The following is a 20,566-nucleotide window of genomic DNA, read 5'->3' as shown; positions in this document are numbered from 1 at the left end:
CGGCGGCCCCGCATCGTCTCGACAACTATTTCCTCCGACCACCGTACCGTGTCCCGGGGGTGGGACGCGATGCGGCACGGTGTGCGGGATCCGACACCCTCGACGGGTTGCCCTCCGGTCGCGGACAGTGCCACTCGGGGCGCCCGCTCGTCCGGCACGCGATGCGGCAAGCCGGTGGTTGCCATCCACGGCGCACGTGCCACGATTCTCCTGTGCTTCGACCGTTCGTGGCGTACTTGCGGGTGTACGAGCCACTCTCAGCGTTCGGCGACCCGCCGGACCCGCGGCTGGTCAAGGCTGTCGAGACTGCCCAGCTGACCAGGGCGTCCGCCGGGGAACGCGAGCAGCTCATGTGGCTCAAGTCACAGACCGCCGCTCCTGCCCGGCTCCTGCCTGCCGAACTCGCCGACGGCAGGGCCGCGCCGAGTACCACCACCGACGTGCTGGTGCTGGATCCGGCCGAGGTGCCGGCGAGTCCGGATGTGACAGTCGGTCCAGGACCGCTCGTCTGCCCACTCGAACTACGGGCCCGTTCGGCCGCGGCGCTCGCCAGCTTCGTCGGCGACGCGCACCCGACACTGCGCGATTCCGTGCTCAACGCGGGCGGCGTCAGTGTCGAGTCGGTCCGGGCACGCACCAGCGCCGCGCTTGGCGACCTGCACCGTTCGGCCATGCACGTGCTTTCCACCACGTGGACCGTTCCGCTGCCGTGGTTCGCCCTGGTCGATCCGGATGAGCGGCGCCTGGTGTTGGGCTCAGGACGTCACGACCCGCAGCGGGAGCTGTCCTGGCGGGTGGCGATGGCGGACGCACGCAGGCGCGTCTCCGAGGCGCGGAAGCTGGTGGAGAACAGCATCGGCGACTCGGGCCCCGGCAGGGTGCTCGCGGAGACCGGTCGCTGGCTGGAGCATTTCCACGACGACTCCGCTGTCGAGTTGGACTACGGCGGCCTGGTGCAGCTGATCTCCGACCCCATCCTGGACACGGACACCTCCGCGGAGGAGGTGCACCGGATCCTCGACTCGCTGCGTACCGGCGACGTCGAGGAACTCGCCGAGTTGTTCCAGGATCTGCGGGACTACTGGAGCGAGCTCGCCTCGAGGGAACGCCTCAACTGATCGGTCGGGCGCAGCTCGCCGACCGGTAGCCCACCGCCGAGAACCTCGCCGTCGCCCCGGCCGAGTCCGTCGAGGACGGACCGGGCCGCCGGGTTGTCCGGTAGCGCGCCGAGCGCGTCGAGCGCCGCGACCAGCAGGGGATTGCGCGGTCGCTGCGCTCCGTCGTCCACCTTCAGGGCGATGGCCGTGCCGTCCGGCAGCGCGATCGCATGCACTCCTTCCGCGCCGCCCTTGGCCAACAGGCCTTCCACGGTGAGCATCAGCAACGTGTCCTCGCGGCCCGTACCCGCCACCAGCCACGGGTGCGCCCGCATGGCGTCGGCGACACGTCGTTCGGGGCCTTCCCCTGCGGTGACGAGCCTGCCGAACGCGCGGGCGAGGCCGGTCAGGGAGAAGGCGAACAGCGGTGCGCCGCAGCCGTCCACCGCGGTCGCGGCGATCGGGTCACCGGTGAGCTCGGCGACCGTTTCGGCGATGACCTGCTGGAGTTCGTGTCCCGCGTCCTCGTAGTTCTCGAGCGGCCACCCGCGCTGGGCGCAGGTGACGACCATGCCTGCGTGCTTGCCGGAGCAGTTCATCGCCGCCCTGCGCTTGCCGGGCCAGTCGCGGATCGCGGCCACCCTGCTCGCCTCGTGCAGCGGATAGTCCGGCGGACAGTGCAGCGTCTGCTCGTCGAGACCGTGCGCGGCGAGCAACGTCAGTGTCCGGTCGATGTGGCCGGGTTCGCCGTTGTGCGAGGCGCAGGCCAGCGCCAGGTCGGCGTCGCCGATCTCCAGACCGGCCCTGAGCATGCCGAGCGCCTGCAACGGCTTGTTCGACGACCGGGGAAAGACCGGGATGTCGACGTCGCCGACGGCGGTGCGAACCGACCCGTCGGGGTTGGTGATCACGAGGGCACCGTGGTGCACGCTCTCCACGAAACCGGAGCGGACAACCTCGACCAGGGCAGGATTGGCCGCTGCGGTGAGACTTGAGGTGTTCAACGGGGTGTAACTGTTCCTTCTCGGCTAAGCGCGCATGGTGGGACTACCTGGTTGCAAGTTCGGCGACGCTGTAACTATTCCTTTCCGGGCCAGCCGCGTTCGCGGCTGATCAGCTCGTCGACCGACGCCGTGCCCTGCGCGTACCGGCCGGCGATCTCGGCGTTGATGGTGTCCACCACGCACTGCACCTCGCGGCGCCGCTGCGAGACCGATACTTCCTGCTCGCGGTAATCGGCCAGGGTCCCGAGCAGTTTGTCATCGCTCAACGAGGTGACGTCGGACAGGTCCGAGTCCCCGACCAGTGCCTCGGCCTGCCTCCTGTGGTCACCGGCACGGGAGGGCTCCAACGGCTGATGCCTGCCGGAACCGTTGGCCGGGCCGAGCGCGTTGTCGGCGAGGATCGTGGCCAGCTGGTCGACCACGCTGCGCCCGCCCGAGGTGCGCCGTGCCTGCTCGGCAAGGACGATGTCGATCCGGGCGTGCAGCAGTCTGCGCAGGTAGGACAGATCCGTCTCCTCCTGCGCCGCCTCGTTCCGGCGTTCGCGCAGGGTGGTGAGCGCGAGCTCGCCGAGGTCGCGCACGTAGTCGGCGTCGAGGACGCGGTCGATACGTCGACGCCCACCGGGCCGGACTTCGATCACGGTCGCCATCCTGCTCTACATCGGTTGGGTGCGCCAGGGCTGGTTGTCTGAACCACCCTCAGCCGCTGTCTGAAACGCGCCCCGTCCGGTCAGCCCCGCAGGGACTTGGCCGCGGCCCGGCCGGGCGCCTCGCCCTCCTCCGGAACGGAGTCGGGGTCGACCGCGGCCTGCACGACCCGGTCCTCCGTGCCGGTGAGGAACTCCGCGTCCACCGGGGCGGAGCGTTTCACCAGCGCCAGTGCGATCGGGCCGAGTTCGTGGTGCTGGACCACGCTGCCGACACGGCCCACGGTGCGATCACCGAGTTTCACCGGGTCGCCCGTCTCCGGGGTGATCTCCGGGGAACCGTCCAGGTGCAGCAGCAACAGGTGCCGGGGCGGCCTGCCGACGTTGTGCACCTTCGACACCGTCTCCTGCCCCCGGTAGCAGCCCTTGGCCACGTGCGCCGCCGAGCCGATCCAGTTGACCTCGTGCGGGATCGTTCGCTCGTCGGTGTCCATGCCGAGACGGGGGCGCAGGGACTCGACCCGCAACGCTTCGAACGTCCAGCTGCCCACCGGTCGTGCACCCGCATCGGTGATCCGCGTCCACCAGCGCACCACCTCGCCGCGCGGGACGAGCAGGTCCACGCTGCTGCGGCCGGGCCAGGGCATGCGGCGGGCGAAACCGCCGGGGAACGCCGTGACGCTGTACGGCTCCTCGCCCAGTTCGATGTCCAGTGCGGTGAGGATGCCCGGGATCTCGGGGCCGAGCAGGGTGAGAGTGGCGAGTTCGTCCGTGACGTCGGAGATCTCCACCTTGGACCAGAACTTCATCGCCTCGAAGTACTCGAGCGGGCTCTGCGGGCCGCCCTTCGGCAGCGCGCTGGTGATCTCCGCCCCCGGCATGGTGTCCAGGTAGACCGCACCGCCGACGTGTGCCAGGACCAGATGCGACTCGATCCGGCCGTAGCTGTCCAGCACGAGGGCCTCGGTGCCGCTGTCCTCCGCGAGCCCGGTGACGTGCTGGGAGATCACCAGGTGCAGCCAGGACAGCCGCTCCTCTCCCCGCACCGCGAGGACCTCCCGGTACGAGCGGTCCACGACGGCGGCTGAGCGCACGGCGGTGCGCTGTTCGGCGAACGGATCACCCCAGTGCCACGGCACGCCCTCATCGGGATGGCCTTCTGGTGCCGCGATTGATCCGGGCAGCTCCAGCAGGGGCGAGTGATAGCTCATGTATTCGATGGTAGGCCAGGATGGTTGGGCACATCCGGCGCGATTCACGTAAGGCTGAGTAGTGTCACGGGTATGCGCGTGCTCGCCTTCACCGATGGAACACTGGCCGACCCGGACGCCGCCCACATCCGGGTCAACGATCTCGGTCTGCTGCGTGGCGACGGAATTTTCGAGACGATCCTCGTCGTCGACGGCAGGCCGAGGGAACTCTGGCCGCACCTGGACCGGCTCGCCAGGTCGGCCTCGATGCTCGAGTTGCCCGAACCCGATGGTCCGACCTGGGAACGCTTGTCGCACAAGGTGATCGAGACCTGGGTCGAGCGTGGCGGGCCGGCGGAGTTCGGGCTCAAGCTGGTCTACACCCGGGGGCTCGAGGGTGATCCCGCCGCGGCACCAACGGGATTCGCACTCGGTTTCGAGATCGATGAGAAGGTGATCCGCGCCCGCACCGAGGGTGTTGCGGCAATTACCCTCGATCGTGGTGTCGACACCGGGCTCGCCGAGCGTGCGCCGTGGCTGCTGCTGGGTGCCAAGTCCCTGTCCTACGCCGTGAACATGGCGGCGGGCCGCGAGGCCGCGCGCAGGGGGGCTTCGGACGTCATTTTCCTCGCCGGCGACGGCTCGGTGCTGGAGGGGCCGACCTCGACGGTCGTGATCGCCCGTGGCCGCACGCTGTACACGCCGCCCGCCACCATCGGCATCCTGCCGGGGACGACGCAGGCCGGGTTGTTCCGCGGAGCCGAGCGCGCGGGGTGGAGCACCAAGATCGAACCACTCCGGGTCGAGGACCTGCGCACGGCCGACGGCGTCTTCCTCGCCTCCTCGGCGAGGAAGGTGACTCGGGTGCACACCCTCGACGGCGAGGCGCTGAAGGACTCCACCACCGTGCACGCCGAGATCGCGCAGGCCTACGAGTCCGTGTACTCCTGACCGGTCAGGCCGGTGCCGGGATGCGGCGGATGCGGATCACTCTCGGCGTCACGTCCTCGGCGAGGTAGGCGGTGACCTTGTGCAGGCCGTCCAGCACGTACCCGGGATGGCCCGCGCGGTCCACCAGCACAGCGGCCGGCCGGTGGCCGGCCCGGATCGCCGAGCGGTAGTACTCGACGCGTGCGTGCTCCACGGACGGCCAGTTCCCCGGCGGTAGGAACGTGTCGTCGCTGAGTTCGTACTCGCCGTCGGTCAGCAGATCGAGCAGTGGCCTCAGCGTGTCGCGCAACGGCTTGCGGATCTGTCCGGTGGCCAGCGCGATCCGCAGGTTCGCCCCCAGTTCGGGCCGCTTCGCCGGAGGTAGTCCGTCCACGACGTCGAGGACGCCCGTTCCGCCGCTGACCGTGACCTCTTCCATACTCAGAATGACGTTCGGAAGCGCACAGAGGTTCCTGGCCGCGCCTGTCCGAGGGCGGGCAGGGCGTCCGGATGCGCCACCGCGACCACTGGATAGCCGCCCGTGGTGGGGTGATCGGCCAGAAACACCACGGGCAGGCCGCTCGGCGGGACCTGGATCGCGCCCGTGAGGATGCCCTCGCTGGGCAGTTCCGCGTCCGTCCGCTCGGGCGCCCGGCGCAGTGCGGTGCCGTCGAGTCGCAGGCCGACGCGGTTGGATTCGGAGGTGACGGTCCATGTCGTCGCGAGGGCTGCCGCTGGCCCGGTGAACCAGTCGTCGCGGGGACCGAGCAGCACGGGCACCGTCAGGTCCGCCCTCGGGATCGGCGGCGCCAGCGTGTCCGCACCGGTCGGTACTCCGGTGTCCGTGCCCAGAACCAGCAGGTCACCCGCCTCCAGTGGCGGGGGCCCGATGCCGGACAGCACGTCCGTGGACCGGCTGCCGAGTTCGGCGGATGCGGCGATGCCGCCGGACACGGCCAGATAGCAGCGCAGACCGGCCGCGGGCGTGCCCAGCACAAGCGTTTGCGCCGGGCGCAGATGCAGTGCCACGTGCGAGCCGACCTCCCGGCCGTCGATCAGCACCGGCACCGATGGGCCGGTCACCGCGACCGTGCAGGAGACGTCCGCGCGCAGCCGGAGCCCGCCGAGGAGAGCTTCCACCCCTGCCGCGCCCTCCGGGTTGCCGACCAGCCGGTTCGCCAGCCGCAGGGCAGGCTGGTCCAGCGCCCCGGACGGCGGTACGCCCAGATGCGCGTGCCCTGGCCTGCCCAGGTCCTGGATCAGCGCGCTCGGGCCGGGATCGAGGATCTCCACGCGCCTCACGGCAGGCTCCGGAAGCGCACGGTGTCCCCGGGAGCGAGCAGGGCGGGCCGTTCGGCACGTGGGTCGAACAGCACGGCCTCGGTATGGCCGACAAGCCGCCAGCCACCGGGCGACGACCGCGGGTAGACGCCGGTGAACTCACCCGCTATCGCCACCGATCCGGCGGGAACACTCGTGCGGGGGGTGCGCAGCCTTGCCTGGCGCAGTGGCTCGGGGAGGCCCGTGAGGTAACCGAAGCCCGGTGCGAAACCGGTGAAGGCGACCCGGTACTCCGCGCCGGTGTGCAACTCGACCACCTCGTCGACGCCGATGCCTGCCGTTTCGGCGACCAGGTCCAGGTCCGCGCCGTCGTAGCGCACGTCGAGGACGACCTCCCGGCCACCGACCGTCGGTGGGTGGGCGAGATCCGCCGACTCCACGAGCGCGCGGATCGCGGCGAGTCCGCGCTCGCCGTCGCGGCTGGCGATCAACAGGCTGCGGGCCCCGGGAACCAGTTCGGTGACGTGTTCCGGGCCCGCGGCGGACACCACCGCACGTACGGCGCTCATCTGCTCCAGCGAGTCGCAGTCGAGCAGAGTCGCATCCGGGCCGTACCGCCGCCACCGCATGTGCTGAGTGGCTCAGCCCACCACGCGGCGCAGATAGAGCGACACGTGCGGCTGCATCGGCTCGCCGACCATCGCGCGCTCCTCGACATAGCCGAGGTCGCCGTTGTTCACCAGGCCGTAGAGCCGCTGCGCGCCGGTGACCTCCTTGGCGGTGGAGGTGCGGATCACGGCGTCCGTGCCCAGCTCCCAGGAGGACTGGCCGCGGGGTTTGCCGTAGAAGAGTTCGAGGATGCCGCTGGAGTGCGTGAGCAGCAGTTCGATCGTGTCATCGGCTTGCGGGCGCCACCAGCCGGTCTCCCGCGCCGCGGGCCGCACGACGTTGCCCTCGTCGTCCAGCAGCCAGGACCGTGCCTCGTGGTGGAGGAAGGGCCTGCCGTCGTGGGAGATCGTCAGCTGCTGCGCGATGCGCCTTGGGCCGTCGATCGTCGGGTAGTTGACCTCACCCTCACCGCGCCACACTCCGACCAGCGGCAGCAGTGCGAGACAGGCGTCGTTGAGGTTCTCGCCCTGACGCAGGTTTGCGGTGTCGCCAGGGATCGGCAGATCGTCCAGCTGCGGGATGTTGCGCTCACGCGTGCTCTCCGCGCGAGCCGCCGCTGCCGCGATCGCGTCGTCGCCGCTGGTGGACATACTCAGCGCTGGTCCGAGTACAGCCGGTAGACGACGTAACCGCCGAACCAGGTCACGCCGAGGATGGCGAGCAGCAGCAGGGTCGTAAACAGAATCTCCACGGCCAGCACAATAGTCCCTTGCCTCCGTGCGCACCTGTCCGGAGTGGCGCCCAACACGAAACTCAATGGACAGCTGGGCGTTATTCACGCGACATTCACGCGACACCGTCACCGGTGCGCACAGCTCACCTGTATCGACCAGCCGCGAGTAGCCCTCCGGGTCACCCCGTCCGGCCGATCGTGAATAACCCTCAAGGCCACCTCGCGTGCTCCGAGCACGCGAGGTGGCCTTGATTTGATCAGGCTGGATCAGACGGCGATGGAGACCTGGTGCAGGCCCGGGCCTTCGGCGGTCACGTTCGCCTCGCCGTTGCCGGAACGGTGCAGGGCGCGCACCGTCCACTGTCCTGGCGCCGCGTAGAAGCGGAAGTCGCCCTCCGGTGAGGCCTGCACCTCACCGACGAAGTCGCCGCCGTGGTTGAGCAGCCGGACGTAAGCTCCGCCGAGCGGGCCGTCTCCGCCGCGCACTTTGCCCGCGACCACCACCTGACCGTTCGTGTCGATATCGGCCGCCGTGGCCGTCTGCGCCGGGGCGCCGCAACCGTCGCTCATCGTCACTTGCCTCCTGTCCCTGCTCCGGTTTCGATCGGCACGCCGACCAGCGAGCCGTACTCGGTCCACGATCCGTCGTAGTTCTTCACGTCCTCGAGCCCGAGCAGCTCGCGCAGGGCGAACCAGGTGTGGCTCGAGCGCTCGCCGATACGGCAGTACGCGATGGTCGACTTCGACGTGTCGAGGCCTGCCTCCTTGTAGAGCTCGGCGAGCTCCTCTGCGGACTTGAAGGTGCCGTCCTCGTTGGCGGTCTTCGCCCAGGGGACGTTCACCGCGCTGGGGATGTGGCCGGAACGCTGCGCGGATTCCTGCGGCAGGTGCGCCGGGGCGTTCAGCTTCCCGGTGAACTCGTCCGGGGAACGCACGTCGACGAGGTTCTTCGTGTTGATGGCGTCGACGACCTCGTCCCGGAAGGCGCGGATCGAGGTGTCCGGCTCCTTAGCGGAGTAGCTCGTGGCCTCCCGCTTGACCTCGTCCGCGGTCAGCTCACGGCCGTCGAGTTCCCACTTCTTCCTGCCGCCGTCGAGCAGCTTGACCTTGTCGTGGCCGTACAGCTTGAAGTACCAGTACGCGTATGCGGCGAACCAGTTGTTGTTGCCGCCGTAAAGGATCACGAGGTCGTCGTTCGAGATCCCCTTCTCGGACAGCAGCTTCTCGAATCCGGCACGGTCGACGAAGTCCCGGCGCACCGGGTCCTGCAGCTCGTTCTTCCAGTCGATCTTCACCGCACCGCGGATGTGTCCGCCGTCGTAAGCGGTGGTGTCCTCGTCGACCTCGGCGAACACCACACCGGGGCTGTCCAGGTTCTCCTCGGCCCACTGGGTAGTGACCAGGACGTCTTCACGGCTCATGGAGCGGCACTCTCTTTCTCTACGGTTTATCGAGCAATTCCAGTTAGGACGGTTGGCCGGTTCGGGGCGTGAACCGGCGGACGAGCAGGTAGACCTCGCAGCCGAGGCAGAAGTTGAACGCCGCGTTGAGGAAAGCGGCGAACAGCGCGAACGCCGTGGCCACGGCACCGAGGGTGATGAGATCAGTGGCGTAGCCGATCGTCCCGACGAGCGCGAACACGAAACCCACAGTCTGGGCGAAGCGCAGTGGAGCCGCGTCCTCCCGTTCGCTGGTCGGCCCGAGGCGTGGGGCGACCAGACTCCGGTACAGCACCGAGTACGGAGCGGGCTTCAGTCCGACGAACGCCCCGATCGCGAAGACCACCGTCTGCGCGGCGAGTAGCGGCCACCAGCCGGTCACCAGTACGACGGCGAGCACGACAGTGGTGACGGCGGCCGCGAAACGCGGCCCGCGGGGATCAACGGCGGGTCCTGCGAACATCTGGCGCTCCTGGGCTGGACAGATGGTGGCGCACATGCGCCCGGCTCGACAGGTGGTGCGAAGGTCGGCTGCGGTAGACCCTGCTCAGCGCAGGGACCGCGCGCCCGAACGCGGCGAGCGTGGACACAGGCTGCTGCGCACGCGGCACAGGTCCACTGCGCGGCGCTGCGTCAGCAAGTGAATAGGCAGCCGGTCCACGAGGGTCAGGGTACCCAGACTTCCCTCAGAGTGGGAAGCGTGCTCATCTTGTGAGACGAGTCCCAGATACCGGGACCCCGGGCCGCGCCCAGGGCGCTGACCTCGCACTTTCCCGGGAAAGTGCGAGGTGCCCTGGTCCACGACCTGCGCCAGCCGCGCACTTTCCCGGGAAAGTGATGTGCGTGCACGCGCGGTGTACGTCACTTTCCCGGGAAAGTGCGGGAGGTGGGCAAATGCGGACGCAGTGCGTCCAGCAGCGCCGCGGCCTTCGGCACACCGCCGATCCGCAGCAGTTCGCTGCCGCCTGGGTCGAATGCCAGCGTGGTGGGCGTGCGCAGCACCCCGAGCGCCTCGGCCACCTCGGGCCGCTGGGTCACGTCGAGGTCCACGTGGTGCAGTCCGGCAGTACGTTCGGCGAGGATGGAAAGCACCGCGCGAGTGTGCCTGCAGGGCGCGCAGAACGTGGTGGAGATCTGCACCAGGGTGACTCCAGCGGCGGGATCGATCGCCTCGGCGACCGCCGCGGGCAGTGCGCGCTCCGGCCGCTTCCCCGTCCGGATACGGCCGTTGCGCGCCGCGAGCATGGCGCCGGCGGCCAGCGCGGCGGCCAGCGTGCCCAGCAGCACCCACACCCCTGTCATTCGGCGTTCGATCCTCTCCCCGTGTCCGGCCCCAGTCAGTTGCCCGACATCCCGCTGAACCGCACGTTCTCGGCCGTGCCCTTGACCACGATCGCACCGGATTCCACCTCGATGTCGGTGGGAGTCACCGTGAACGGCAACGAACCGGTGCTGATGTCCGCCTCGAAGCTCGGCAGCAGCGTCTGTTGTACCTCTGGGGGAACAACCGTCCTGTCCTGACCATTCCCGAACTCGAGTCGCTCCGGGCTGATCCGCACGGTGTTGCCGTCGAGGTCGATGATCGCGAACGCGATGATCTCGACCCGTTCCCCGGCGATCTGCACCTCGCCGGACAACCGGATACCGGCCGACGAGCCGTCCTTCTCCTCCTTGGCGGCGTCCTCCTCCACGGCGCCCTCGTCGCCGTGCCGGACGTAGTCCTCCGTGGACGGTGCGATGCGCAGGTTCTCGATCTTGTCGAGCGGATCGACCCTGGCGATGTCGCTGTCCTTGATCCGGACCTGCCCCTCGACCTCGTTGATCTTGATGTTGTCCACGTTCCCGGCCATCAGGTCGGAGAGCGGGGCGTCCACGTCTCGCAACTCCGCGGCGACTCCGACGTCGCGCAGGGTGTCCTGCACCGGGACGCCGGTCGCCGAGACCGAGATGTGGCGGTAGTCACCGGACAGCGCCTGCGTGGTGAACGGGAAGCCGTGCACGGTGACCGAAGGATCCTCGGTCAGCCCGAGTTGCTCGCGCGCCTTCTGCGAGACCGTGTGCTCAGCCACGGCCGCGAGCGCGAAATCGGCCCCGACCAGCAGTCCGGCCAGCACGAGCAGGACGATGACGATCTTCTTGGTGCGCCGTCCCTTGCGCTTGACGGGACGGGCGGGGCCGCGCCGGTTCTGCTGTGTGACGGGGCTGCTCACAATCGGTTCCGATCTGTCATCTGCATGTCTTCGCGCCTGTCAAACCTGCCCGACCAGGTGTGATCCGGTCGTCAAGCTGGGGACTCCGGTCTTGTCATCGGCTATTCTCACTCAGCACCGGCCCGAAGCCGAATCCGAGGCGATCCAAAACAAGGCGGTGTGGCGATGAGCCTGGACTTGCTGGTGCTTACGGCGGAACAGGATGCGACAACTGTCCTACCTGCCCTCGATCTGCTGCCTCACACCGTACGCGTGCGCGCTCCGGAGGTCACCGCACTGCTCGACGCGGGGGGCCGTGACCTGATCCTGCTGGACGCGCGCACCGATCTCGCCTCCGCGAAGAGCCTCTGCCGACTGCTCAAGGGCGCTGGTGACGACGAGGCTTCCACGCCTGTCATCGCGGTCGTCGGCGAGGGTGGTTTGGTCGCGGTCAGCGCCGAATGGCGGACCGACGACATCATTCTGCCCACCGCGGGGCCGGCCGAGGTCGACGCCCGGCTGCGGCTCGCCACCACGCGCGACGGCGCCGTCTCCCAGGCCGACGCCGAGTTGCGCGTGGGGGACCTGGTGATCGACGAGGCCACGTACACCGCACGACTGCGCAAGCGCACACTCGAACTGACCTACAAGGAATTCGAACTGCTCAAGTACCTCGCCCAGCACGCGGGGCGGGTGTTCACCAGGGCGCAGCTGCTGCAGGAGGTGTGGGGCTACGACTTCTTCGGCGGCACCCGCACGGTCGACGTCCATGTGCGGCGCCTGCGGGCGAAGCTGGGCCCCGAGCACGAGCAGATGATCGGCACCGTGCGCAACGTGGGCTACAAGTTCGAACGCCCCGCGAAGGGGGCCGCCGCGAAGCCGCCGACCGCTTCGATGATGCCCCAGCAGGTCCAGCGGGGACAGTTCTCCAACTCCTGATCCCCGTCGCGACACAACCCCGGCTGGGTAAGTTGGTCGCATGCTGAATGCGGTGTGGATCGAGGACCCGGACCCTGCGACGGTCGAGCGGATCCGTGCGTTGCTGCTCGCGGCACGGGACGTCGACGGGAGGCCGGAGCTCCCGGAGGGCACGGCGTTGCCCCCGGAACTGACCGGTGGGGCGCACCTGCTCGCGGACGTCGCAGGCGAACTGGTCGGATACGCCCACCTGGACACCGGCGGCGACTCCTTCGGCAGGCAGGTCGCGGAGCTGATCGTGCGGCCGGACCGCCGTCGCAACGGCTATGCGACGGCCATGGTCGACGCGCTGGTCGACAAGGCAGGCGCGGAACGGGACCGGTTACGCGTCTGGTCGCACGGCGACCACCCCGGTGCCGCCCGGCTTGCCGAGCGGGCCGGCTTCACCAGGGCTCGTGAGCTGCTGGTCATGCATGCCGAGGTGGCGGACGCGCAATGGCCCGAACCTGCGCTTCGCGAGGGCGTCTCCATCCGGACGTTCCGGCCGGGGCAGGACGAGGACGCCGTGATCGCGGTCAATGCCCGTGCTTTCGACTGGCATCCGGAACAGGGCAGTCTCACCGCGGACGAACTGCGGGCGACCGAGCGGGAGGGCTGGTTCGACCCGGCGGGGTTCTTCCTCGCGGAGAACGCGACAGGTGGCGTCGTCGGCTTTCACTGGACGAAGGTGCACGAGCCGAACCCGGAACGGTTCGGTGGAAAGCCGGTCGGCGAGGTCTACGTGGTCGGTGTCGACCCGGCCGCGCAGGGCGGTGGACTGGGCAAGGCGCTGACGCTGGCCGGCCTGCGCCATCTCGCCGACCGCGGACTCGAGCAGATCATTCTGTATGTGGAGGGCGACAACGCCCCTGCCGTGTCCGTCTACACCGGACTCGGTTTCACGCGCTACGAGGTCGACGTCCAGTACGCCCGGTAGGTCGCACTTTCCCGGGAAAGTGCGAGACGCGGGCACGCGAGCCCGCGCACTTTCCCGGGAAAGTGCGGGAGATCAGCCGAAGCGGCCGGAGATGTAGTCCTCCGTCGCCTGGTTGCTCGGCGTGGAGAAGATCTTCGTCGTTTCGTCGATCTCCACCAGTTCGCCGGGCTGACCGACACCGCGCAGGTTGAAGAATCCGGTCGTGTTGCTGACCCTGGCGGCCTGCTGCATGTTGTGCGTCACGATGACGATCGTGTACTCGGACTTCAACTCGGTCATCAGGTCCTCAATGGCCTGAGTCGAGATCGGGTCGAGCGCCGAGCACGGCTCGTCCATCAGCAGGACCTCGGGTGAGACCGCGATCGCCCGCGCGATGCACAGCCGCTGTTGCTGCCCGCCGGAGAGACCGGAGCCCGGCTTGGCCAGCCGGTCCTTCACCTCTCCCCACAGGTTCGCCGACCGCAGTGACTTCTCGACCAGATCGTCCAGATCGGACTTCTTCATCCGGGTGCTGTTCAGCCGGAGGCCCGCCGCGACGTTGTCGTAGATCGACATGGTGGGGAACGGGTTCGGCCGCTGGAAGACCATGCCGATCTGCCTGCGAACGCCGACCGGGTCGATGCCCGGGCCGTAGAGATCCTCACCGTCCATCGTGATCGTGCCCTCGACCCTGGCGTTCGGGACGAGTTCGTGCATGCGGTTGATGGATCGCAGGAACGTCGACTTGCCGCACCCGGAGGGGCCGATCAACGCGGTGACCGACCGTGGCTGGATCGTCATCGAAACGCCCTGCACGGCGAGGAACGTGTCGTAGTAGATGTCGAGGTCCTTGACCTCGATGCGCTTGGCCACTGTGCTTCCTATCGGTGTTGATCCGCGTCAGCCGCGGGTCTTCGGTGCGAACAGTCGGGAGATCAGTCGTGCGATCAGGTTGAGCGCCATCACCAAAATGATAAGGACGAGCGCGGCTGCCCATGCCCTGTCGAGCGCGGGCTGGGGCGGGACGCCGGGATTCACGTACTCGTAGTAGGAGAACACCGACAGTGTCGCCATACGACCGTCGAACGGGTCGAAGTTGTCGCTCGAGGTGATACCGACCGTGATCAGCAGTGGGGCGGTCTCCCCGATGACCCTGGCGATCGCCAGCGTCACACCCGTTGCGATCCCGGCCAGCGCTGTCGGCAGCACGACCTTCACGATGGTGCGCCACTTGGGCACAGCCAGCGCGTACGAGGCTTCGCGCAGCTCGTTGGGCACGAGCTTGAGCATCTCCTCGGTGGAGCGCACCACGACCGGAATCATCAGCACGCTCAGCGCGACCGCACCCATGATTCCCATCCGGACACCGGGACCGAAGATCAGCGCGAACAGGGCGTAGGCGAACAGACCCGCCACGATGGACGGAATACCGGTCATCACGTCCACGAAGAACGTGATCCACTTCGCGAGCTTGCCCTTGCCGTACTCCACCAGGTAGATGGCGGTCAGCATGCCGACCGGCACCGAGATGACCGTCGCGAGCGCGGTGATGATCAAGGTGCCCATGATGGCGTGGTAGGCGCCACCGCCCTCGCCGACGACACCGCGCATCGAGAAGCTGAAAAACTCGGCGTCGAATCGGGGAAGGCCCTTGGACAGCACCGTGAAGATGACCGAGACCAGCGGCAGCAGCGCGAGCAGGAACGCCGCGTAGACGATCGCTGTGACCAGGCGGTTGGTGGCCTTGCGCCGGCCTTCGACGATGCGCGACCAGACGTAGATCGCGATGGTGTAACCGACGACCGCGAGCACGCCGGCAAGGCCGACGCTCATCCCGGTCTGCCACAGCACGATGCCGACGACCAGCGCCGCCACTATGGTCAGTTGCGGTGCCCTGCGGGGCAGTGAGCCGTGGCTGAGCGGTGTGCCGCCGAGGGGGGTGTCCAGATCCTGGTCCGGACCACGAGAGGTGGTCGAGGTGCTCATCAGTTGGCTCCGGAGAAGTTGCGCCGCCGGTTGATCACCGCGCGGGCGGCCATGTTCACGAGCAGGGTGATGGCGAACAGGACGAGACCGGAGGCGATCAGCGCGTTCACCTCGATCCCGGTGGATTCGGGGAAGTCCAGTGCGATGTTCGCGGCGATCGTGGAGGGGTTGCTGCTCCCGATCAGGTTGAAGCTGACGCCACCGGACACCGAGAGCACGATCGCCACCGCCATGGTCTCGCCCAGCGCGCGGCCGAGGCCCAGCATGGACGCACCCACGATGCTGGAGCGGCCGAAGGGCAGCACCGCCATCCGGATCATCTCCCAGCGGGTGGCGCCCAGTGCCAGCGATGCCTCCTCGTGCAACCGCGGGGTCTGCCGGAACGCCTCACGCACCACGGCGGTGATGATCGGCAGGATCATCACGGCGAGCACGATCACCGCCACCAGCATGGTCCGGCCGGTGGCCGATGGCGGCCCCTGGAACAGCGGGATGAAGCCGAGGTTCTCCGAAAGCCAGCCCGTCGGCCCGACGGTCGCCGGTGCCAGGACGGTGAAGCCCCAGAGGCCGTAGATGATGCTGGGCACCGCGGCGAGCAGGTCGATCAGGTAACCGAGGGTCTGCGCCACGCGTCTCGGCGCGTAGTGGGTGATGAACAGAGCGATCGCGACGGCGAGCGGGGCCGCGACGACCAGCGCGAACGTGGCCGAGATCAGGGTGCCGAAGAGCAGTGGCCAGACGAAGACTACGAGTCCGCCGTCACCGGGTATCTGCTCGTCCGACGCGACCAGGGCCGGCCATGCCTCGACGAGCAGGAACGCGGCAACGCCGGCGAGCACGACGAGGATGAGGATTCCCGCCCCCGTCGACGCGCCGGCGAAGATGCGATCCCCCGGCCGCTGCCGCGTCCTGCGGCGGACGGGTTTCCTCTCTGTGCTGGGAGGCACGGGTCAGTCCCTTTCTGAGGTTGTGGGGCCCGGACGGCCAGCGGCCCGGGTGGTCGCCTGGTGTGGCGACCGCCCGGACCTCTGGGGGTACTGCGTGTTCTGGATGATCAGCTGCCCGCGGAGATGGCGTCGACGGCGGGCTTGATCTGCTGGCGCAGCGTGTCCGAGATCGGCGCGGAACCGGCGGACTCGGCGGAGGCCTGCTGCCCCTCCTGGCTGATGATGTAGGAGAAGTACGCCTTCACCAGCTCGGCCTCGTTCGCGTCCTCGTAGTTGCTGCACGCGAGGCCATAGGAGACCAGCACGATCGGGTAGGTGCCCGACTCGGTGGTGTCCCTGGCGAGGTCGTAGGCGAAGCTGTAGTCGCCCCGGCCCTCGACACGCTCGGAAACGTCGAGCACTGCCGCGGCCGCCTCAGGGGAGTAGGCCACGAACTCGTCGCCGACCCCGACCTTGACCGTGCTCAGCTCGCGTGCCTGGCTCGCGTCGGTGTAACCGATCGTGCCGTTGCCGCCCGCGACGGCCTGGACGACGCCCGAGGTGCCCTGCGCGGCCTCGCCACCCTGCACCGGCCAGTCACCGCTGACCTCGTGCGGCCAGTCGGCTTCGGCCGTGGCCTTGAGGTACTCGACGAAGTTCTCGGTGGTGCCGGACTCGTCGGAACGGTTCACCGGGGTGATCGCCGTGTCCGGCAGCTCGACGCCGGGGTTGTCCGCGGCGATGGCCGGGTCGTTCCACTTGTTGATCTTCTGGTTGAAGATCTTCGCGATCGTGGCGGGCTTGAGGTTGAGCTCGTTCACGCCATCCAGCTTGAACACGATGGCGATCGGTGAGACGTAGGTCGGAATCTCGACCAACTGGCCGCAGCGCTCGTTGGCGGCTGCCAGCTCCTCCTCGTCGAGGTAGGCGTCGGTGCCGCCGAAGTCGGAACCACCGCTGACGAACTGGTCACGACCGCCGCCGGAGCCGATCGGGTCGTAGTTGACGGTCACATCGGGGTTTTGCCCGATGAAGCCCGCGGTCCAGGCCTGCATCGCGGCGTCCTGCGAGCTGGCGCCCGCACCCGAGATGGTGCCGGCCAGGCTCGATCCGCCATCCGTGTTCTCGTTGCCCGAAGGCGACTCGTTGGCGGAGCCGCAGGCCGCGATCCCCATGGTGAGGGCGGCTGCCGCGGGCAGCGCGACAATGCGACCCAGGGTGGAACGCTTCACAGTTGACCTCTTTCGAAGTGTTCGGGATTTCCGTGGCATTGTGACCGGCTGTTCAGCCGATCGCATGTTGCCTCGCGGCAGCGACGCTAAGAGGGCGACATGACGTCGCAGGGCAGAGAAGGTGAACGGGAGGCGAACGACGCTCGGCAAAGAACGGTCGTCACGGCAACATCACAGCGAAGTTACCGAGGGTTAGCCATCGGGCGAAAAATGGACGTCCTGAGCAGGGCGTAAACCGAAAGAACCGTCACGCGAGGCTTCGCGTGACGGTTCGTAGTCGATGAGAGGTCGCTCACGTCAGGGCGGCTGAATCGGGTGTGGTCTGCCGAATCGGAGTCGCGGAGGGGCTCAGAGTTCCTCGTCCGGTCCGTAGCCCGGCATCTTTCCGGTGACGACGAACACCATCCGCTTCGCCACCGAGACGGCGTGGTCGGCGTAGCGCTCGTAGAACCGGCCCAGCAGGGTGACGTCCACGGCCGCGGCCACTCCGTGCGGCCATTCCTTGTCCATGATCACGGTGAACAGGTGGCGGTGCAGGTCGTCCACCTGGTCGTCGTCGGACTCCAGGCTGCGGGCCGCCTCGACGTCCTTGGTCTGGATGACCTCCTGGGTCTGCCTCGCCAGCTTCACCGCGACGTCGCCCATTTGAGCGAAGTAGGTCCGGACCTGCTCGGGCAGCACCGGGTCGGGGTGCCTGCGACGGGCGGTCTTGGCGACGTGCAGGGCCAGATCGCCCATCCGTTCCAGGCTCTCGGCCGCGTGAATGGCGGCCAGCACCGTCCGCAGATCGGTGGCGACCGGCGCCTGCAGTGCGAGGAGGGCGTATGCCTGCTCCTCGCATTCCGCGCGCGCGTCGTCCACCTTCGCGTCGTTGCTGATCACCTTCTCCGCAAGCGCCAGATCGGCGTCCAGCAGAGCCTTTGTGGCCTGCTCCATGGCATCCGCAACCTGGGCGGACATGCCGGCCAGGTGCTGGGCCAGTTGTTCGAGTTCGACGTGGTAAGCCTCGCGCATGCTCACACCCTACGGTGATGAACAGACGGTCGCCGCATCGCAGGATGAACGCGACATGAACCGGGTCTGACGTTTCCCGGCCGATCCTCGCGACGTCAGCGGGAGGGCAGTGCGGCCTCGGAAACCTCCGAGGAAGACCCAGAATCGCCGGACGAGCTGGTGCCGGACTCCGCCGACTTCTGCTTCTCGTCCTCCTCGCCGGGCAGCGGCTTGTTCTCGACCAGTGCGCGGAAGAGTTCGTCCGACATGTCCTCGCGCAGCACCTCGTTGCCGCGCTCGTTCGCCTCGCCAACGGTCGGGATGGTCTCGAACTTGACCTTGCCGGGGTCGAGGCCCTGCATCGACTGCGCGAGAGTCAGCAGCTCGTCCATGCCGAGGTTCTCGCCGAACGTGGAGGCCGCGAACGCGTTGACGAACGCCGTCAGCTTGCCGGGGTCGAACAGCACCTCGCGGGACATGGTCTTGGCCAGCAGGGACTGCAGGAATTCCTGCTGCCGGTTGATCCGGCCGTAGTCCGAGGTCGGATCGCCGATGACGTGCCGCGCCCGGACGTAGTTCAGGGCCTGGTCACCGCTGATCGTCACCTTGCCCGTCTCGGCGATGACCTTGCCGAGGACCTCGTCGTTGATCGGCTCCTCGACGTTGACGGTCACCCCGCCCACCGCGTCGACCATTCCCTTGAAGCCGTTGAAATCGATGCCGACGAAGTGGTTCATCCGCATGCCGGAGATCTGCTGCACGAGCTTGGTGACGCACTTCGGGCCGCCGAGGGCGTACACGGAGTTGAGCTTGACGCGTTCGCCCGGCTCCAGCTCCTCGCCGTACGTCCCGGTGGCCGGATCCCAGCGCTGGCAGGCGGGCCGATCCACCTCGAGGTCACGCGGAAAAGACACCACGGCGGCCCGCGCCCTGTCGGCCGGGACGTGGGCGAGCATCACCGTGTCGGCCCTGGCACCGGGCGTCCCGTCGGTGTCCCCGACGTGCTCCTCGGCCGCGGCGCCCGCCCGCGTGTCGGAGCCGATGATCAGGAAGTTCTCGTCACCGGTCTGTCCTGCCGCGTTGCGGATGTCCGCGGAGTTCTCGTCCAGTGCGGCGATCTCGTTGAACTTGTTGTTGAACCAGGTCTTGGTACCCCACGCGGCCCCGGTGGCCAGGAAGACGAGCACGGCGATCACCACGGCGGTGATCCGGCCGGTGCGGATCGAGCGATCGGTACGCCGCTGCTTCTTCTCCTGCAGGCGAGTGCGGACCGACTTCCGGCCGCCCGCACCGGCAGCCTGCTGTTCGTCCTCCGCGGCCGGGAGTTGCTCCACCTGCCCTTGCGCCTGCTCCTCGTCCTCGGCGCGGACGGGCAGCACAACACGCTGGAGTCTGGTTCTGGTCTGCTCAAGCAGCTGAACGGGACGGGAGGTGAGCCGATCGCGGCGGCGCTTGCGTTCCTCTTCTTCCTTGGCGAGTTCGTCATGTGCCGCGGAGAACCGCGCCAGCGAGTCGTCGATCTTGCGCCGGACCTTCGTCGCGTCACCGACGGGCTCGAGCTGGTCGGTCATCGTCAGCCGGTCCTCGGCCGTCGGCTCGGGTCTCCTGCCGAGCGGGCGCCGGGGTCGTGGCGGTCGCTGTGGCTGCGCGGGCCGTGGTTGCACCGGCCCCGCGGGGCTCTGCGGCTGTTGCGGCCGGGACGGTGGGCCTGGTCGTTCGCCCTGCACCGGAGCTTCGGCGCCGTTCTGGACAGCCGGTACCTGGGTTGTCCGGGGCGCACGCGGTGGCTGGGACGGGGGCAGCGGCAGTGGTTGCGAGGGAGCCGTGCGGGGCCGTGGCGGACGTGGCCGCACCGGAGGCGTTACCTGCGTGGCGGGGGCAGACGGCGATGCCTGTGGAGCTGGCTGCTGCGCGGGCGGCGGTACCGGCGGGGCCTTCCGGACCGGCCGGGCCGTCTTGGTGGGCTCACCGTCACCGGTGGTCGGCAGGTTGGTGGTCCTCGGCTGCCGTCGGCCCACCGTGGTTCCCGACTGAATCGGGCGGCGATCAGCGGGCGGCACCGGCCTGCCCGCCTCGGTGGCGGGAGGGCGGCTGGGCGACACCGAATCGCGGCGCGGTGCGGGGAAGCTTTCTCGAGCCGTCCTCGGTGCCCGTGGCGGGCGTACCGCCCCGGGGTCGGGCGGAGGCGGAGGCGGTGCCGCTGGAGGCGCCGGTGCCGGGGGTGTGGAAGCGCGCGGGGCCCGGGCGGCCGGCGGGGGTGGGGTCTGGGGCGGAGGCGCCGCGTGGCGGGGCTGACCTGAGCTGCGTGCGACGACCTCGGAGACGCTGATACCGCCGTAGGTGTCCATCGAACGGCGGCGTCTGGCCGCTCTGCGCCCGCTCGGCTCGCCGGAATCGTCGAAACTGCTGGCTGAAGGGCCGGTACCGGAAGCGCCGT

The 20,566-nt window shown here is 68.7% G+C and carries 22 protein-coding genes; 4 read left to right on the top strand and 18 right to left on the bottom strand.

The window, feature by feature from the left end; translation table 11 throughout:
• The first annotated feature begins 212 nt into the window (after positions 1-212).
• Entirely contained in the window at positions 213-1,118 is a 906-nt protein-coding gene (locus tag BM199_RS01065) for a DUF8083 family protein (protein WP_091668084.1), read from the top strand.
• Here the strand turns inward: BM199_RS01065 and BM199_RS01060 are convergent.
• The 3 genes from BM199_RS01060 to ygfZ all read right to left on the bottom strand — a co-directional run bounded on the left by BM199_RS01060 (position 1,079) and on the right by ygfZ (position 3,959).
• Positions 1,079-2,101, bottom strand: a complete 1,023-nt coding sequence (locus BM199_RS01060) for an asparaginase (protein ID WP_091668082.1) — start codon at positions 2,099-2,101, stop codon at positions 1,079-1,081. The genes BM199_RS01065 and BM199_RS01060 overlap by 40 nt on opposite strands.
• A 74-nt stretch (positions 2,102-2,175) precedes the next feature.
• Positions 2,176-2,742 (bottom strand): RsiG family protein, encoded by a 567-nt coding sequence (locus tag BM199_RS01055; protein ID WP_091669569.1) that lies wholly within the window; start codon positions 2,740-2,742, stop codon positions 2,176-2,178.
• A gap of 89 nt (positions 2,743-2,831) precedes the next feature.
• Positions 2,832-3,959, bottom strand: a complete 1,128-nt coding sequence (gene ygfZ, locus BM199_RS01050; protein ID WP_091668079.1) for a CAF17-like 4Fe-4S cluster assembly/insertion protein YgfZ — start codon at positions 3,957-3,959, stop codon at positions 2,832-2,834.
• Positions 3,960-4,031: 72 nt separating this feature from the next.
• On the opposite strand from ygfZ, the gene BM199_RS01045 reads away from it, so the two are divergent.
• Positions 4,032-4,889, top strand: coding sequence for an aminodeoxychorismate lyase (locus tag BM199_RS01045; protein ID WP_091668077.1), 858 nt, complete (start codon positions 4,032-4,034; stop codon positions 4,887-4,889).
• A gap of 4 nt (positions 4,890-4,893) precedes the next feature.
• Here BM199_RS01045 and BM199_RS01040 read toward each other — a convergent pair whose 3' ends face one another.
• The 9 genes from BM199_RS01040 to BM199_RS01000 form a co-directional block, all read right to left on the bottom strand.
• Entirely contained in the window at positions 4,894-5,307 is a 414-nt protein-coding gene (locus BM199_RS01040; protein WP_091668074.1) for a hypothetical protein, read from the bottom strand.
• 2 nt (positions 5,308-5,309) lie between these two features.
• Positions 5,310-6,170 carry a 5-oxoprolinase subunit C family protein gene (locus BM199_RS01035; RefSeq protein WP_245788061.1) on the bottom strand — a complete coding sequence of 287 codons (861 nt, stop codon included), beginning with the start codon at positions 6,168-6,170 and terminating at the stop codon, positions 5,310-5,312.
• Positions 6,167-6,778, bottom strand: coding sequence for a 5-oxoprolinase subunit B family protein (locus tag BM199_RS01030; protein ID WP_091668072.1), 612 nt, complete (start codon positions 6,776-6,778; stop codon positions 6,167-6,169). The genes BM199_RS01035 and BM199_RS01030 overlap by 4 nt, the downstream gene beginning before the upstream one ends.
• A gap of 12 nt (positions 6,779-6,790) precedes the next feature.
• A complete protein-coding gene (locus tag BM199_RS01025) occupies positions 6,791-7,408 on the bottom strand; it encodes a heme-binding beta-barrel domain-containing protein (protein WP_091668069.1) in 618 nt (205 codons plus the stop codon).
• A gap of 350 nt (positions 7,409-7,758) precedes the next feature.
• Complete coding sequence (locus BM199_RS01020) at positions 7,759-8,061, bottom strand: DUF1416 domain-containing protein (protein ID WP_091668066.1); 303 nt, start codon at positions 8,059-8,061, stop codon at positions 7,759-7,761.
• A 2-nt stretch (positions 8,062-8,063) separates the two neighbouring features.
• Complete coding sequence (locus tag BM199_RS01015; RefSeq protein ID WP_091668064.1) at positions 8,064-8,912, bottom strand: sulfurtransferase; 849 nt, start codon at positions 8,910-8,912, stop codon at positions 8,064-8,066.
• A gap of 43 nt (positions 8,913-8,955) precedes the next feature.
• Positions 8,956-9,393, bottom strand: a complete 438-nt coding sequence (locus tag BM199_RS01010; protein ID WP_091668061.1) for a DUF4395 domain-containing protein — start codon at positions 9,391-9,393, stop codon at positions 8,956-8,958.
• Positions 9,394-9,791: 398 nt separating this feature from the next.
• A complete protein-coding gene (locus tag BM199_RS01005) occupies positions 9,792-10,232 on the bottom strand; it encodes a TlpA family protein disulfide reductase (protein WP_091668058.1) in 441 nt (146 codons plus the stop codon).
• Between the two features lie 35 nt (positions 10,233-10,267).
• Positions 10,268-11,143, bottom strand: a complete 876-nt coding sequence (locus BM199_RS01000; RefSeq protein WP_091668055.1) for an LmeA family phospholipid-binding protein — start codon at positions 11,141-11,143, stop codon at positions 10,268-10,270.
• Between the two features lie 162 nt (positions 11,144-11,305).
• Between BM199_RS01000 and BM199_RS00995 the strand changes: the two genes are divergently transcribed.
• Both BM199_RS00995 and mshD read left to right on the top strand, forming a co-directional pair.
• Positions 11,306-12,058: a response regulator transcription factor gene (locus BM199_RS00995; protein WP_091668052.1), complete on the top strand. Its 753-nt coding sequence runs from the start codon at positions 11,306-11,308 to the stop codon at positions 12,056-12,058.
• Between the two features lie 40 nt (positions 12,059-12,098).
• Positions 12,099-13,013, top strand: a complete 915-nt coding sequence (gene mshD, locus BM199_RS00990) for a mycothiol synthase (protein WP_091668050.1) — start codon at positions 12,099-12,101, stop codon at positions 13,011-13,013.
• A 72-nt stretch (positions 13,014-13,085) separates the two neighbouring features.
• Here mshD and pstB read toward each other — a convergent pair whose 3' ends face one another.
• From pstB to BM199_RS00960, 6 genes are all read right to left on the bottom strand, one after another.
• Positions 13,086-13,865, bottom strand: a complete 780-nt coding sequence (pstB, locus tag BM199_RS00985) for a phosphate ABC transporter ATP-binding protein PstB (RefSeq protein ID WP_091668047.1) — start codon at positions 13,863-13,865, stop codon at positions 13,086-13,088.
• A 27-nt stretch (positions 13,866-13,892) separates the two neighbouring features.
• A complete protein-coding gene (pstA, locus tag BM199_RS00980) occupies positions 13,893-14,978 on the bottom strand; it encodes a phosphate ABC transporter permease PstA (protein WP_091668044.1) in 1,086 nt (361 codons plus the stop codon).
• Positions 14,978-15,925, bottom strand: coding sequence for a phosphate ABC transporter permease subunit PstC (gene pstC / locus BM199_RS00975; protein WP_091668041.1), 948 nt, complete (start codon positions 15,923-15,925; stop codon positions 14,978-14,980). The genes pstA and pstC overlap by 1 nt, the downstream gene beginning before the upstream one ends.
• 107 nt (positions 15,926-16,032) lie before the next feature.
• A complete protein-coding gene (gene pstS, locus BM199_RS00970; protein WP_091668038.1) occupies positions 16,033-17,136 on the bottom strand; it encodes a phosphate ABC transporter substrate-binding protein PstS in 1,104 nt (367 codons plus the stop codon).
• A gap of 348 nt (positions 17,137-17,484) precedes the next feature.
• The gene (phoU, locus tag BM199_RS00965; protein ID WP_091668035.1) at positions 17,485-18,150 is read right to left on the bottom strand and encodes a phosphate signaling complex protein PhoU; all 666 of its coding nucleotides are present in this window, start codon (positions 18,148-18,150) and stop codon (positions 17,485-17,487) included.
• A gap of 95 nt (positions 18,151-18,245) precedes the next feature.
• The gene (locus BM199_RS00960; protein WP_091668032.1) at positions 18,246-19,700 is read right to left on the bottom strand and encodes an LCP family protein; all 1,455 of its coding nucleotides are present in this window, start codon (positions 19,698-19,700) and stop codon (positions 18,246-18,248) included.
• Positions 19,701-20,566 lie beyond the last annotated feature (866 nt).

It is taken from the genome of Amycolatopsis marina, from assembly GCF_900111885.1.
Classification (GTDB): domain Bacteria; phylum Actinomycetota; class Actinomycetes; order Mycobacteriales; family Pseudonocardiaceae; genus Amycolatopsis; species Amycolatopsis marina.
The sequence above is the reverse complement of the archived record's forward strand: the minus strand, read 5'-3'. Positions and strand labels throughout refer to the sequence as shown.